At 53.8% G+C, this 13913-nt stretch carries 17 protein-coding genes; 11 read left to right on the forward strand and 6 right to left on the reverse strand.

Going from position 1 to position 13913, the window contains the following annotated elements; translation table 11 throughout:
- Positions 1–9: 9 nt before the first annotated feature.
- From NSQ80_RS19765 to NSQ80_RS19775, 3 genes are read left to right on the forward strand one after another with little or no spacing between them, the layout of a single operon-like run.
- Positions 10–336, forward strand: coding sequence for a PadR family transcriptional regulator (locus NSQ80_RS19765; protein ID WP_009223679.1), 327 nt, complete (start codon positions 10–12; stop codon positions 334–336).
- The gene (locus NSQ80_RS19770; RefSeq protein WP_339300551.1) at positions 333–971 is read left to right on the forward strand and encodes a DUF1700 domain-containing protein; all 639 of its coding nucleotides are present in this window, start codon (positions 333–335) and stop codon (positions 969–971) included. Before NSQ80_RS19765 ends, NSQ80_RS19770 begins: the two co-directional genes overlap by 4 nt.
- Positions 968–1807: a DUF4097 family beta strand repeat-containing protein gene (locus NSQ80_RS19775; RefSeq protein ID WP_009223677.1), complete on the forward strand. Its 840-nt coding sequence runs from the start codon at positions 968–970 to the stop codon at positions 1805–1807. Before NSQ80_RS19770 ends, NSQ80_RS19775 begins: the two co-directional genes overlap by 4 nt.
- Positions 1808–1856: 49 nt before the next feature.
- Here the strand turns inward: NSQ80_RS19775 and NSQ80_RS19780 are convergent, their stop codons facing one another.
- The 3 genes from NSQ80_RS19780 to NSQ80_RS19790 form a co-directional block, all read right to left on the reverse strand.
- Entirely contained in the window at positions 1857–2612 is a 756-nt protein-coding gene (locus NSQ80_RS19780; RefSeq protein ID WP_009223676.1) for an amino acid ABC transporter ATP-binding protein, read from the reverse strand.
- Between the two features lie 15 nt (positions 2613–2627).
- Entirely contained in the window at positions 2628–3296 is a 669-nt protein-coding gene (locus tag NSQ80_RS19785) for an ABC transporter permease subunit (protein ID WP_339300555.1), read from the reverse strand.
- Positions 3297–3359: 63 nt separating this feature from the next.
- Positions 3360–4205, reverse strand: a complete 846-nt coding sequence (locus tag NSQ80_RS19790) for an amino acid ABC transporter substrate-binding protein (protein ID WP_009223674.1) — start codon at positions 4203–4205, stop codon at positions 3360–3362.
- Between the two features lie 161 nt (positions 4206–4366).
- Here NSQ80_RS19790 and NSQ80_RS19795 point away from each other — a divergent pair, with 161 nt between their 5' ends.
- From NSQ80_RS19795 to NSQ80_RS19825, 7 genes are all read left to right on the forward strand, one after another.
- Complete coding sequence (locus NSQ80_RS19795; protein ID WP_323078037.1) at positions 4367–4564, forward strand: RAxF-45 family protein; 198 nt, start codon at positions 4367–4369, stop codon at positions 4562–4564.
- 146 nt (positions 4565–4710) lie between these two features.
- Entirely contained in the window at positions 4711–5040 is a 330-nt protein-coding gene (locus NSQ80_RS19800) for a hypothetical protein (RefSeq protein WP_339300559.1), read from the forward strand.
- Positions 5041–5054: 14 nt separating this feature from the next.
- The gene (locus tag NSQ80_RS19805; RefSeq protein ID WP_323078041.1) at positions 5055–5741 is read left to right on the forward strand and encodes a DNA-3-methyladenine glycosylase; all 687 of its coding nucleotides are present in this window, start codon (positions 5055–5057) and stop codon (positions 5739–5741) included.
- A gap of 96 nt (positions 5742–5837) precedes the next feature.
- Complete coding sequence (locus NSQ80_RS19810; RefSeq protein ID WP_009223671.1) at positions 5838–7136, forward strand: glycosyltransferase family 39 protein; 1299 nt, start codon at positions 5838–5840, stop codon at positions 7134–7136.
- The gene (locus NSQ80_RS19815) at positions 7133–7858 is read left to right on the forward strand and encodes a glycosyltransferase family 2 protein (RefSeq protein ID WP_009223670.1); all 726 of its coding nucleotides are present in this window, start codon (positions 7133–7135) and stop codon (positions 7856–7858) included. The genes NSQ80_RS19810 and NSQ80_RS19815 overlap by 4 nt, the downstream gene beginning before the upstream one ends.
- The gene (locus NSQ80_RS19820; protein WP_009223669.1) at positions 7859–8212 is read left to right on the forward strand and encodes a DUF2304 domain-containing protein; all 354 of its coding nucleotides are present in this window, start codon (positions 7859–7861) and stop codon (positions 8210–8212) included. It abuts the gene before it with no gap.
- Positions 8196–8543, forward strand: a complete 348-nt coding sequence (locus NSQ80_RS19825) for an EamA family transporter (RefSeq protein ID WP_036644188.1) — start codon at positions 8196–8198, stop codon at positions 8541–8543. The genes NSQ80_RS19820 and NSQ80_RS19825 overlap by 17 nt, the downstream gene beginning before the upstream one ends.
- Positions 8544–8559: 16 nt before the next feature.
- Here the strand turns inward: NSQ80_RS19825 and NSQ80_RS19830 are convergent, their stop codons facing one another.
- Positions 8560–9012 carry a V4R domain-containing protein gene (locus NSQ80_RS19830; RefSeq protein ID WP_036644186.1) on the reverse strand — a complete coding sequence of 151 codons (453 nt, stop codon included), beginning with the start codon at positions 9010–9012 and terminating at the stop codon, positions 8560–8562.
- 195 nt (positions 9013–9207) lie between these two features.
- Here NSQ80_RS19830 and NSQ80_RS19835 point away from each other — a divergent pair, with 195 nt between their 5' ends.
- Complete coding sequence (locus NSQ80_RS19835; protein WP_009223666.1) at positions 9208–9918, forward strand: Crp/Fnr family transcriptional regulator; 711 nt, start codon at positions 9208–9210, stop codon at positions 9916–9918.
- Between the two features lie 354 nt (positions 9919–10272).
- Here the strand turns inward: NSQ80_RS19835 and NSQ80_RS19840 are convergent, their stop codons facing one another.
- A complete protein-coding gene (locus tag NSQ80_RS19840; protein ID WP_323078048.1) occupies positions 10273–12168 on the reverse strand; it encodes an ABC transporter ATP-binding protein in 1896 nt (631 codons plus the stop codon).
- A complete protein-coding gene (locus NSQ80_RS19845) occupies positions 12165–13892 on the reverse strand; it encodes an ABC transporter ATP-binding protein (RefSeq protein WP_009223664.1) in 1728 nt (575 codons plus the stop codon). Before NSQ80_RS19845 ends, NSQ80_RS19840 begins: the two co-directional genes overlap by 4 nt.
- Positions 13893–13913 lie beyond the last annotated feature (21 nt).

A 13913-nucleotide genomic window follows, 5' to 3' on the forward strand; every position in this document is an offset into this window, starting at 1 on the left:
GAAGCAGGTTTGGATATCAGCATCCAATTTAAGAAAGGCGCCTTGGAGTTATGCGTGCTGGTATTGATCCAAGGCCGCGACCGGTACGGTTACGAGCTCGCCCAATCGGTATCCAAGCATATCGAGGTAGCCGAAGGGGCCTTGTACCCCCTGCTGCGCAGACTGGTCAATGAAGGTTATTGCACCACCTACCTTAAGGAATCCACAGGCGGTCCCCCGCGCAAATACTACAAACTAACTCCCGAGGGCGAAGCGTACACCCAGAAACTGGTCGTCGAGTGGAAGCAGTTCGTACACAATGTTTCAACCTTAATTGAGAAAGGAAGCCGTTTATGAATAAAAGCGAGTTTTTGGCGAATCTTCGGGCGCATTTATCGGTTCTCCCGCCGGAGGAACAAAACGAATTGCTGGAGGATTATGAGGCCCACTTCGCTTTTGGTTTGGAAAGCGGACGGACGGAGCAAGAGATCGTGCTGGAGCTGGGAGACCCGGCGGAGCTGGCCAAAGAGGCCATTGGCAACCGCTACGTGCCCCAGGAGCATGTGTACTGGTTTGGCGGAGCAGAGCCCGCTGCCACACCGGGCGCAGCAGTCAGCACCACGCCGCCGACAGGAGTTGATGATAACGAAGCCGGTGTTCGGCGCCGCAGCGTTTTTGCCAGCGTGATGGTTTACATCGGACTGGTCTTTATCAATCTCATCGTTGTTCCGCTGCTGATCTCCTGCTGGGCTGTCGTCGTCAGCTTAGCTGCGAGTTCTGCTGCCGGAATTCTAAGTCCCTTGCTCCTTGGTCTGGAGTATCTATGGCATGGGGAGATTTTTACAGCAAAGATATTTGCATCAGTCGCTTACGTCGGGTTGGGCATGCTGCTCGCCGTTGTCACACGATACGCTTATAAAGGCATGCTCTGGCTCAGCATCGCTTACCTGCGTTGGAATGTTCGGATCGCGAAAGGGGATCACCAAGCATGAATACGAAGAAATGGTCACTCATAGGGTTGTTGCTGATTTTGATCGGGTTGGCCGGCATGGCTTACCAGCATTTCGAATTTGGGGATGAACTGCCGTCCCACCAGCAGAAGTGGACGTTTGATCAGGGCGGCTTACAGACACTGCTCATTGACAGTGATTATGACGTCGAGCTGGAGTTTATCGACAGCCTTGATGGGACGAACTACGTGGAAATCAACGGGAATATGAATCAGAAGACGATCGATGCGGTGAAAGCTGCTCAAATCTCAGAGGGGACACTAAAGCTGGATCTAAAAGACAAGTTCGACTGGACCTTCTTCTCGATCAACTTCCAGTCCACCAAGCAGCGAATTACCGTGGCGCTGGGCGACAAGGGCGAATTGAATCGGATCGGCTTCAAGTCGGACTCCAGCAACGGGACGTTCCGCGGTCTTCGCGCCGATGATATCGATCTGTCGATCGACTCAGGGAATATTCGTGTCGATCAGTTTGAAGGTACGCTGACCGCGAAGTCGAGCTCCGGCAACATCACCGCCAACCAGGTAAAAGGGACCGTCAAAGCTACGTCCAACTCCGGGGACATCCGGTTTAATCGATTTACAGGCGATGGCAGCTTTAAGTCGAATTCGGGGAATATTACGTTGTCGGAGCAACGCTCAGACAATTTGGACATCTCCGTAGGCTCAGGCAATGCAACACTGTCCGCCGATGCCGAGTTCAAAGGCTATTATGACCTGCAATCCGGCTCCGGCAACACTACCGCGCCGGATTCACCACGGCAGACGCAGGACCTGATTAAGGTCCGGGCGAATTCCGGTAATATTCGCATCCGCTAGAAACACAAAAGAGAGGCCAGAGTTCATATCAAACTCCGACCTCTCTTCTTTATTCGATTTCCCGCTGCGTAATTCGGTTCAGGAAAGAACGGGCTCGATCGCTGGACGGATGATTCAGCACTTGGTCCGGCGTCCCCGATTCGATAATGTTCCCCTCGTCCATCAGTACAACCCGGTCGGCGACCTCGGCGGCGAACTTCATCTCATGGGTAACGACGACCATCGTCCGCCCCTCAAGGGCCAGCTCCTTCATGACCTTCAGCACCTCGCCAACCAGCTCGGGATCTAGCGCCGAGGTGGGCTCGTCAAAGAGCAGCACGTCCGGGCTCATGGCCATCGCCCGCGCAATCCCCACCCGCTGCTGTTGCCCGCCTGACAGCTGATGCGGATAGAAATCCGCTCGGTCACCGAGCCCTACCTTATTTAGCAGCTCCAAGGCAACCCGGCGGGCTTCCTCTTTGCTCTTTTTCAGCACCTGAACCTGGGCTTCCATCACGTTCTGGAGCGCCGTCATATGCGGGAACAAATAATACGCTTGGAACACCATGCCGGTCTTCTTGCGCAGCGCCAGCACTTCGCTTGTCTTCGGTTTCCGGCCAGCGCCGAATTCCAGCTGAACGTCGCTGATTCGAAGCGTTCCTCGCGTTGGAGTTTCCAGCAGGTTCAGGCAACGCAGCAAGGTTGTCTTCCCCGATCCGGAAGGCCCGATGATGACCAACACCTTGCCCTGCTCGACCTCGAGATTAACTCCCTTGAGAACTTCCTGGGTACCAAACGACTTGTGTAAATCGCGAATTTCAATCATGAATGGTTGGCCTCCTTACCGGGCGGTGAAGCGGTCCAGCCGCTTCTCCAGTCGATTTTGCAGCGCCGATAGGATGGTGCTGAATATCAAATAGATCAAGCCCGCTTCCGAGTAAACAACCAGCGGTTCATAGGTCGTTGACGTGATTTGTTGGGCGGTACGGAACATCTCGGTGTACGTCACGGTAGCGGCCAACGACGTATCCTTAACCAAGCTGATAAAGGAGTTGGCCAGCGGCGGCACCGCAACCCGTGCAGCTTGCGGCAGGATGATCCGCCGCAGCGCCTGCAGCCGGGTCATCCCCAGCGAATAAGCCGCTTCCCATTGGCCTTCGTGAATCGACAGGATCGCGGCCCGCACAATTTCCGAGCCGTACGCGCCGACGCTAAGCGTAAAGCCGATGACCGCTGCCGGAAACGGATCTAGAACAATCCCGATGGAGGGAAGACCGTAAAAGATGATGAATAACTGCAACAGCAGCGGCGTCCCGCGGATGATCCAAACATAGAATCTGGCGAGCAGCCGCAGCGGTCCGAAACTCGATAACCGCGCAAGCGCGGTCAGGACGGCTACCAGCAGCCCCAGCGCAAACGTGATTAACGTTAGCGGAACCGTAAAGGCTACCCCTGCTTTTAGCAGGGGAAAAAAAGAGTCTACGATAATATTCCAAATGCGTTCATCCATCGTTTAAGCATCCTTTTCCGAAGGAAGCGGCCCTCACGGGCCGCCTCCAATTGTTTAAATAGCTTATTTCGAAACGTCTTCTCCGAAGTATTTCTCCGAGATTTTCAAGTAGGTTCCATCGGATTTCATCGCGGCCAGTGCCTCGTTCACCGCTTGCACCAGCTCCTCGTTGCCCTTGTTAAACAAGGCTGCGCTCTCCGACGCTTCCGGCATTTCGTCAACCACTTTCAGCTTCACGTCCGGTCTTTGCTTCTTCAGATCCAGGAAGGACAAGCCGTCGTTGACCGTCGCGTCGATCCGTTTGGATAGCAACAGGTCGATCGCTTGGTTAAAGCCTTCCGTTGCAACGATTTCCGCTCCGTTCTCTCTGGCGATATCCGTCAGGTTACTCGTCAGCGATTGTCCGGCCTTCTTCCCTTTCAAATCGGCGAAGGTTTTGATGTCCTCGTTGTCTTCCGGCACGATCAGCACGGCACGGGAAACGATGTACGGGTCGGAAAAGTCGTATTTTTCCTTTCGGTCATCACGAATTGTTACTTCGTTGAATACCGCGTCAAACCGTTTTGCATCCAGTCCGGCAAAAATACCGTCCCACGGTGTCTCGATAAATTCAGCTTCCACGCCCAGACGTTTGGCAACCTCTTCTGCGATCTCTACGTCGAAGCCGGTCAGCTTGCCGTCCTTGTCATGGAAGGTGAAAGGCGCATAAGTTCCCTCCGTACCGATCCGCAGCTTACCGCTGGCTTTCACGGCTTCCAGCAAATTTTGCTCCGCCGGCTGCTCGTTGGCCGCATTACCTGCGCTGCCTTGGTTCGCACCTGCCGCTTGATTTTTCGTATTGTTATTACCGCAAGCTGCAACCAGCACGGTCAGCACCAGTGTCAACAGCAGTAAACTCCATTTTTTCATTGAATCCATCCCCCGTCTATCCATGTTTTTAATTTAAATTCCCTATAAAACCACTAGGTTTAATTGAATATTACACACTTCGCCATGAATCGTCAAATGTTTTTTGTTGCCTGATTGTTGCCCTTAGTATGTCCAACTGATTGAACCTTGATTTCCTATAAATGAACGAATATAATGTTCGTAACTATTTTGTGAAGGAGGTGGGTAGAGTGGATCGCAAATTTGCGTGGAATCGAGTGGGCCAACTGCCGGTGGCAATGTTTGGCATTATTCATGCAGCAGCCAACAACGGGAGAAGTCTGTCCATTTTTGGAAACTCGATATCCAAACCAAATTGCGAAATGCCGCTCCTACCTTAACCTCACTTACGCGTGAGCTTTAAAGGCAGCAGGAAATCCTGCTGCCTTCTTTTTTGTAGGATCGGCATGGGATTAAAGGAGAACGAAACCATGATGATCCAAGGCCAAAATATACAGAAGTATTACGGCGCGGGCAAGACCACCTGATGAAGCTGTTGGCCGGCATCGAGCGTCCGGACCAGGGACTGCTGTCGATTCCAAAAGGCGCCCGAATCGGCAGTCTAGCGCAAATTCCTGACTATAACCGGGAAGAAACGGTTTACGACGTCCTGCTGGGCACCTTCGCCGACGTGCGGAGTCTGGAAACGGAGATGCGTCACTTGGAAGCGGAAATGGCGGAAGCTGAGGATTCCAACGCGCTGGATTCGCTGCTTCAGCAATATGTCCGGCTGCAGGAGCGGCGTGACGCCCTGCAGCTCCGCGCCGACGAGCTCCTCCAGCAGTATGTCACCCTGCTGGAGGAGCATCCAAACTAAAGGAGGTTGTCCCCATGAACCATGGGAAACCGGTATTTGAGCTCCACCCCGATGACCCCCGGGTCAAGGCGCTGGCCAGCGCCGATCCCCGGATGGGCCGGCTGATCGCCCTGATTGGAAGCCTTGCGACCAAACCGCAAGGCCCTTTGTTCACCGAGCTGGCTCGCTCAATCATCAGCCAGCAAATCTCGGTCAAGGCCGCCTCCACCATTCGCGGCCGTGTCATCGAGTTGGCCGGGGAACTGTCCCCGGCCGCCCTCTTGGCCCAAAGCGACGCCGACCTGCGCGCCGCCGGGCTGTCCGCTTCCAAAGTCGCTTACCTCAAAGATTTAAGCGACAAAGTCCAATCCGGTCAGCTTGACCTGGACCGGCTGCAGGAGCTTGATGATGAGGAAGTCATCAAGCAGCTGGTTTCCGTGAAAGGCATCGGCCGTTGGTCGGCCGAGATGTTCCTCATCTTTGCCTTGGGCCGGGATCATGTCGTTTCCTATGGGGATGCCGGTCTGCAGCGGGCGGCAAAATGGGTGTATGACATGGAAGAGCGCCCGGACCGCAAATATTTGCAGCAAGCAGCCGCGCAGTGGCCATCCTACGGCTCCATCGCCTCGCTTTATTTATGGGAAGCCATCAACCGGGGACATGTGGATTCGGGAGAAACCTTCAGCGAGCAGCTGACCAGTTTCGGCATTCAGACAGATTAAGCTTGTCGAAGGAATATTTTGGATATATTATAATATGGAAGGTGATATTTTCTAGTTTTTAGAGATAAATTATAAAAAAAGTGGGGTTGAATCACTGTGTTCTCGTTATCGGAAGTCCGTCGACCGGTCAAGTGGTATTTGTTCGGTCTGATCGCATTTGTGGGCATTGTATCGAGTCTTATCGTCCTGATCTACAACGATTATTTCCTCTTGGGCGACCCGGTTCACCCGAACAATGATGACGTGAAGTATATTCAATCCGCACGCCTTCTCCTGAATGAAGGCGTACTTGCCTATAATACCAAGGAGGCACCTTCCGCCTTCATCATGCCCGGGCTGCCGCTGATGCTGTCCGGGTTTATGGCGGTTTTCGGCCAGGAACAGGGCGGCATCGTCGCCTTTCGCCTGTTCCAGTGCCTTCTGCAAGCGTTGTGCATTTATCTTATCTTTTGGATCGGTCGACGCACTTTCAACACCCGGGCGGCGCTGATCGCCTGCACCGTGTCCGCTTTCTACCCGCCCGATTACTTTTCCTCCGGAGTCATTCTTTCAGAAACGACTTTTCGCACGTTGCTGCTGCTTCTCGTCTGTTGCACCATCCTGGCCATGGACCGAGGCGGATCCGCTTTATACGTCCTCATCGGCGTCCTGACGGCTGCGGCAGCTTACTTAAAGCCACATGCTTCCTTGTACCCCGCCGTTTTTCTGATCATTTGGCTGCGCATGAAGCTTCCTTGGCGGACGATGTTGAAATACACCCTTCTCATAGGGGTTACTTATGCTCTGCTGTTGACCCCTTGGTGGATCCGCAACTGGGTCACGTTTCATGAGTTTATCCTGTTCACCAATTCTGGCGGAAGTCCGTTCTTGCTCGGCACGCGCATCCGTTGGCAACTGCCGCCGGCTGGCTTCTTTGAGGCTTATCCTCAATACGATCCGCAAACGATATTCCAAGGCGCCGATTCCGCGGCGATCCGCAAGGGGCTGGATATCCTCCGGTACGGATTTACGCATGAGCCGATGAAATATTTGTATTGGTATACGTTGGGAAGATGGGTGGAGCTGTATTTCCATCCGTTTTATTCGCGCTCGTTTTGGCCGATCAGCCGCCCGGTAATGGACATTATCCAAGTCGTGATGATGTACGTCAATATGGCCGGCATTTTATGGGCCGTAACGAAGAACCGTCTGAAGCTGGACCGCCTGCTCCCTCTCTTGTTGGCGCTGGCTTATTTCACGGTGATTTATATTCCGTTCGTAGCGTTTAACCGATACGGTTATCCCAATATGACGCTGCTGATCCTGTTCGGGTCTTATCTGATTGGCGACCTGGTCGCCCGAGTTCTGCGCCGCTCCCATCACCGGTCCGCGCGAAAGGGGGCCTGTGACTCATGATGCCAAAACCACCGCGTATACTGATCATCATACCGGCTTATAACGAGGAAGCCAGCATCGGCTCGGTCATTCGGGATATCCGTAAGCACGCGCCGGAGGCTGATATCCTCGTCATTAACGACGGTTCCTCCGACCGGACGGAGAACTGTGCCCGGGAAGCCGGAGCCAAGGTGCTGACGCTGCCTTACAATGTCGGGATCGGCGGGGGAATGCAGACCGGTTATCTCTACGCCAAACAAAAAGGCTATGACATTGCCATACAAATGGACGCCGACGGCCAGCATCCGGCAGAAGAATTGCATAAGCTGATCGCCGGAATCGCAGACCAGGATCTTGTAATCGGCTCCCGGTTCCTAGGGACCGCTTCCTTCCGGTCGTCCACGGCGAGACGGGCAGGAATCGTCTTCTTCTCCAAGCTCGTCTCTTGGGTTACCGGCGAACGCTTCACCGACACGACCAGCGGCTTTCGCGCCGCCAGCCGTAAGGTCATCGAGCTGTACGCCCGGTATTATCCAACCGATTATCCCGAAGTGGAATCGATCGTGTATTTGAAGCGCCATGGCTGCCGGATCGTCGAAATCCCGGTGCAAATGCGCGCCCGCACCACCGGAAGATCGTCGATTACCCCTTGGCGTTCGGTTTACTATATGGTGAAGGTGACATTATCCGTGCTCATGAGCGCATTGCGGCGCCCGCTTCACCAGAAGGCGGTGACAGAATAAATGTCGATTTACATTTTATCCGTGTTAGTTGCCGCGGTGTTCCTCTTATTCGTCCTGGAATTGGTCCGCCGCCAAAAACTAAGAGAACAATACTCCCTGCTCTGGATTTTGTTCAGTGTCGTTCTGCTGATCTGCTCCACGCATATCGGGCTCATCGAATGGATCGCTGATCAGCTGGGCGTCAAGTATGCACCTGCAGTATTGTTTCTGTTTGGTCTGCTCTTCTGCTTCGCATTAATTCTGCACCTGACGATCGTCATTACTCGCCTAACCGCCCAGGTGCTGCGCTTAACCCAAGAAATCGTCATCCTTAAAGAACGGGAGGCGGTCCGTGAAAATGGACAAAACCATTAGTTACCTGCTGCTATTCGGCAATATCCTGCTTCTTGTGACAGGACAAGTTCTGTTTAAAATCGGCCTGGCCCGCACCGGCGGGCTTCACTGGAGCAAGCTGGCGTCCTCACCCGCAGTGATCGGCGGCATCGCTTTGTATGGGATAGCTACCCTGCTATGGTTTGCCGTGTTGTCCCGCCTCCCGCTGAGCGTCGCTTATCCGCTCCAAGCGCTGGCGTACGTCCTGGCGCTTCTTCCGGCCTATTTCCTGTTCCACGAAACGATCACTTGGAACAAGCTGCTTGGCGTGATCGTCATTTTACTCGGCGTTTTTTTGTTGGCGAAATCATAGACACAAGTAGAATCAATTAATTATAGATTCGGACTTCATACTCACAGTGTTCGTCGCCACTTACATTACATTTTGTTTCTCGTACGCTCACTTTTCGACCGAGCAGCTTTCCTAGCGCCCCTTCCAGAATGGCGCCCTCCAGATCGCACACCTTCTTCTCCTCCATCACCGGCAAGCCCTTGCAAAAACAATCCTCTATCGCAATCCGCAGCAATCGCTCACTTTGCTCCACAACCTGTGGCAATCCGATCTGCAGCTCAGTAAATAAATGGAGCAGCTCGTCCAACGTGGTGACGGGCAAGCTTTCGCCGATTTTACGGCCGATGGAGGCGGTGGTTCCTTTCCCCTCCAGAGGCAGCCCCTGCCGCATCCCAATCAGGCGAATCGCCCGGAACAACTCCAGCGGCACCTGATCCCCCAGCTCAGTACGGTCGATTTGTCGCAATTCATCAAACGTGAATTCTTTCATCTGTCTTCCTCTCCTAACCATAGAACTGAACTCTATCCGTTGATAGGTTTAATTTCCCATATTCAGGTCCGGAAAACCTTGATCTTCATCAAGAATTCGACAGATATATTGTGATAATAATCACTAGTCAAACACCTAGCAACGGTTAAGTTAGAAGTAGATGAATACATCTTTCCAAGAAAGGAGAGATCACAGATGAAGTCCTGTGCTTGCCACATTCGAGATACAGCCACGGCTCCTTCCTGTCTGGCACGTGTTCCGGTTTTTGCGCAGCTGCGCCAAACGGAGGTAGAACTGCTCCATTCCGTCATGCGTACCTCGCAGTTCCATAAAGGCGAGATCATTTTCCGCGAAGGAGATCGTTCCGATTCGCTGTTTGTGGTGAGCCGCGGAATCATTAAGCTGACGAAGCTGGAGGATAACGGCAAAGAGCATCTCATCCGGCTGCTGTTTCCAGGGGACTTCTTCGGCCAGTTTTCTCTGTTACAGGAAAAACCCCATTACGCTAGTGCCATCGCGGCGGACACGACCGGCATCTGCCGGATTCACCGCAGCGATTTTCTTGATATTTTGCGGCGCGATCCCGATACGGCGGCCCGGTTTATGACCGCGCTTAGCGCCCAACTGGAGGAGGCCGACGCCTGGGCAGCCGTACTGACCTTGCTTGAGGCCGATCGGCGTCTCGCCAAGATGCTCTTATACTTCCGCCGCAAAGCTGCGCCAAACTCCCGGGAATTCACCTTGCCCGTGTCCAAAAAAGACCTCGCCTCCCTCATTGGCGCCACACCAGAGACGCTCAGCCGCAAGCTGCGTCAGCTTAGCGACGAGGGCGTGTTAACCGTAACGCGTCGGCAGTTGCTCATCCGCGATGAAGCAGCACTGTGCCACCTGGCCGGCGAGGGCTAGGCGGCGATAGGAACAGCCCTGGTCTGGCCCTGGCTGCAAGCCAGGGTGAGCTTTTGATTGTCTGTCCTGACGCTTTGCACGATTATCCCTTTTGACCAGCTCTTTTACACCATTATCCCGTTTGCTCAGTTTTCAGATTATAAAGGCTGGAGAGGCTAGTATCCCGTTGACTCAGATTACAGAAGCAGAGAAGAGCGTCTGCGCACAATTCCTCACCATCTGAAGGAAAGGGATAATCGTGTAAAGGGCTCCCTCAGAGATACCTCCCCGCCCCCTATCAAAAGAAAAACGCCCCTGACAAACAGGGGCGTACCTACAATGGTAAGTCTATACGAACGCGGGCGCTTCCGCCGCTTACACGGCCTCTGGCTCGAAGCTGCCTTTGGTGAATTGGCTGTTGTACAGGTCGGCATAGAAGCCGCCCAGTGCCAGCAATTCGTCGTGTGTACCTTTCTCGATTACGGTGCCGTGGTTCATCACGAGGATGAGATCGGCGTCGCGGATCGTGGATAGCCGATGGGCGATGACGAAGCTTGTTCTGCCTTTCATCAGCTCTTTCATCGCTTTTTGGATTTGCACCTCGGTCCGGGTATCGACGCTGCTTGTGGCTTCGTCGAGAATGAGGATCGCCGGATCAGCCAGGATGGCCCGGGCGATCGTCAAGAGCTGCTTCTGCCCTTGCGAAATGTTCGATGCTTCCTCGTTCAGCACGGTATTGTAACCGCCGGGCAGCGTGCGGATAAAGTGGTCGGCGTACGCCGTTTTGGCGGCGCGAACCACTTCCTCATCGGTGGCTCCTTCCCGGCCGTAGGCGATATTGTCGCGGATCGTGCCATTAAACAGCCACGTATCCTGCAGGACCATGCCGAACAGGCTGCGCAGGTCGCCGCGTCTCATCTCGGCGATATTTACTCCGTCCACGGTGATCGAACCGCCATTGACTTCGTAGAAACGCATCAACAGGTTGATCAGCGTCGTTTTGCCGGCGCCGGTTGGCCCGACGATGGCGATCTTTTGTCCCTGTTTCACGTCGATGTTCATGTCTTCGATGAGCAATTGTTCCGGATCGTAACCGAACTGAACGTGATTGAACGCCACGTCGCCGCGAGGCTTCTCCAAAACCACCGGGTTCGCCACTTCCGGCACCTGCTCTTCTTCATCCAGGATTTCAAACACCCGTTCCGCCGAAGCGACGGTCGATTGAATGATGTTAGCGATGTTCGCCGTTTGTGTAATCGGCATCGTGAATTGACGGGCGTACTGGATAAACGCCTGCACGTCACCGATTTCAATCGATCTCTTGGTCACAAGGATCCCGCCGACCACCGACACCAGCACATATCCGATGTTGCCAATAAAGCTCATGATCGGCATGATCACGCCGGAGATAAATTGTGCCTTCCAACCGGCTTCATACAGCCGTTCGTTAATGGTGTCGAACTGCTCCAGCGATTTCGTTTCGCGGCCAAACGCCTTAATCACCTTGTGGCCGGTGTACATTTCTTCTACATGGCCGTTCAGCTGGCCAAGTTCTTTTTGCTGGCGAACAAACTGCTTCTGCGAGCGCTTGGCAATCGAGGTGATTGCCACAATGCTTAGCGGCAGCGTCAGCACCGCAATCAAGGTCATCAGCGGGCTGATCGACAGCATCATCACGATGACACCGATGATCGTCAGGATCGAGGTAATCAGCTGTGTTAAGCTTTGCTGCAACGTACCGGCAATGTTGTCTACGTCATTGGTGACCCGGCTGAGAATTTCCCCGTGCGTCCGGGCGTCAAAGTATTTTAGCGGCAGCTTGTTGAGCTTGGCATTCACGTCCTTCCGCAGGTCATACACCGTCTTCTGGGCCACGCCAGCCATCAAATACTGCTGGAAATAGCTAAACAACGCACTCAGCACATACAGTCCGATCAAAACCATGATGATGTGCCATATATATTGAAAGTCGATCTCCGCGCCGGGAACCCCTTGAACCTTCGCGACGATTCCTTCAAACAGCTTGGTCGTCGCCTTCCCCATCACCTTCGGGCTAAAGATGCTGAACAGGGTGCTCAGGATGGCCATCACGAATACGGCCACTAATTGATATTTATGCGGTCTTAAGTACCGGATCAACCGTCTTAGGGTTCCTTTGAAATCCTTCGCTTTCTCCACCGGCATCCCCATGCCGGGGCCGCCAGGACCCGGACCATGCCCGGGACGAGGACCGCCGAATCCGCGTTTACCAGATGATTGCTCCCGACTCATGCGATCTCCTCCTCCGAAAGCTGCGAATACACGATTTCTTTATAGACATCGCAAGTTTGCATCAATTCTTGGTGCGTGCCGATGCCCGCGATTTGACTTTCGTTCATGACGATGATTTGGTCAGCGTCAAGCACAGTGCTCACCCGCTGCGCGACGATAATGACTGTGGCATCCTTCGTCTCTTCCTTCAAAGCAGCCCTCAGCTTCGCATCGGTCTTGAAGTCCAGCGCTGAGAAGCTGTCGTCAAAAATATAAATCTCCGCCGGACGAACCAAAGCGCGCGCAATCGACAGCCGTTGCTTTTGTCCGCCGGACACGTTAGTGCCGCCTTGAGCGATCGGGGATTCAAAACCTTGCTCCATCTTGGAAATAAAGTCGGTCGCCTGGGCAATATCCGCGGCGCGCCGCACTTCTTCGTCGCTTGCATCCTCTTTGCCATAACGGATGTTTTCGCTGATCGTTCCGGTGAACAACACCGCTTTTTGCGGGACAAACCCGATTTTGCTGCGCAGCTCCTCCTGGGTCATATCGCGGACATCCACACCGTCCACCCGGACACTTCCCTTCTGCACATCGTAAAACCGCGGGATCAAGCTGATCAACGTTGATTTCCCGGAGCCCGTCCCGCCGATGATCGCCGTGACCTGACCCGGCTTGGCGGTAAACGTAATATCCTGCACCGCCGGTTGCTCCGCGCCTGGATAGCTGAAGGTCACGTTTTGGAATTCGACCAGCCCTTGGGCTTCTGTCGCCGATTTGCCCTTCGCGGAATCCTTGATCACCGGAACCATATCCAGCACTTCATTGATCCGGATGGCCGAAGCCGACGCCCGCGGAATCATCACGAACATCATCGATACCATCACCAGCGAGAACATGATTTGCATCGCGTATTGCAGAAACGCCATCAAATCGCCGACTTGCATATGCTCGGAGTTGATCCGCAGCCCGCCAAACCAGATGATCGCTACGGAAGACAGGTTCATGACCAGCATCATGACCGGCATCATAAAAGCCATGATTTTGTTGACCTTGATCGACGTATCGGTCAAATCGAGGTTCGCCGCGTCGAACCGTTTGCTCTCATAGTCCGTCCGATTAAACGAACGGATGACGCGAATCCCGGTCAGGCTTTCGCGCATGACGAGATTCAGCTTATCGATTTTTTTCTGGATCGCTTTAAATAAAGGCAGCCCTTTCCGTGCGATCAGGAAGATCGCTCCGGCCAAGACCGGCAGAATCACCACCAGCACCAGCGACAGCGTGGCGTCCTTCGAGACGGCCATAATAATGCCGCCCAGACACATCATCGGCGCCATAACCATCATCCGCAGCATCATAATCAGCACTTGCTGAACTTGGGTAATATCGTTGGTCGTACGGGTGATCAGTGAGGCGGTACCGATGCGATCAAACTCCTCCAGTGAAAAGTTCGACACATGCTTGAACACCTTGCCCCGGAGCAGCTTCCCGAACCCCGTTGACGCTTTAGCGGAATAGTAGCTGGCGGCGATGGAACAGGCCATTCCTCCAAGCGCAACCAGCAGCATCAGACCGCCGATTTTCCAAATATACGGTGTGTCTCCATTCACGACCCCATTATCAACGATGTCGGACATCAGCGTCGGCAAATACAGCTCAGATAAGGTCTGAAAGAAGACAAATACAAGCACCGCCACCACAAGCCAGCGGTATGGTTTCAAATTGCGGAAAAGCTTGATCAATTTCCATCATCTCCACATGTT

The organism is Paenibacillus sp. FSL K6-2441 (assembly GCF_037964765.1).
Taxonomy (GTDB): Bacteria; Bacillota; Bacilli; order Paenibacillales; family Paenibacillaceae; genus Fontibacillus; species Fontibacillus phoenicis.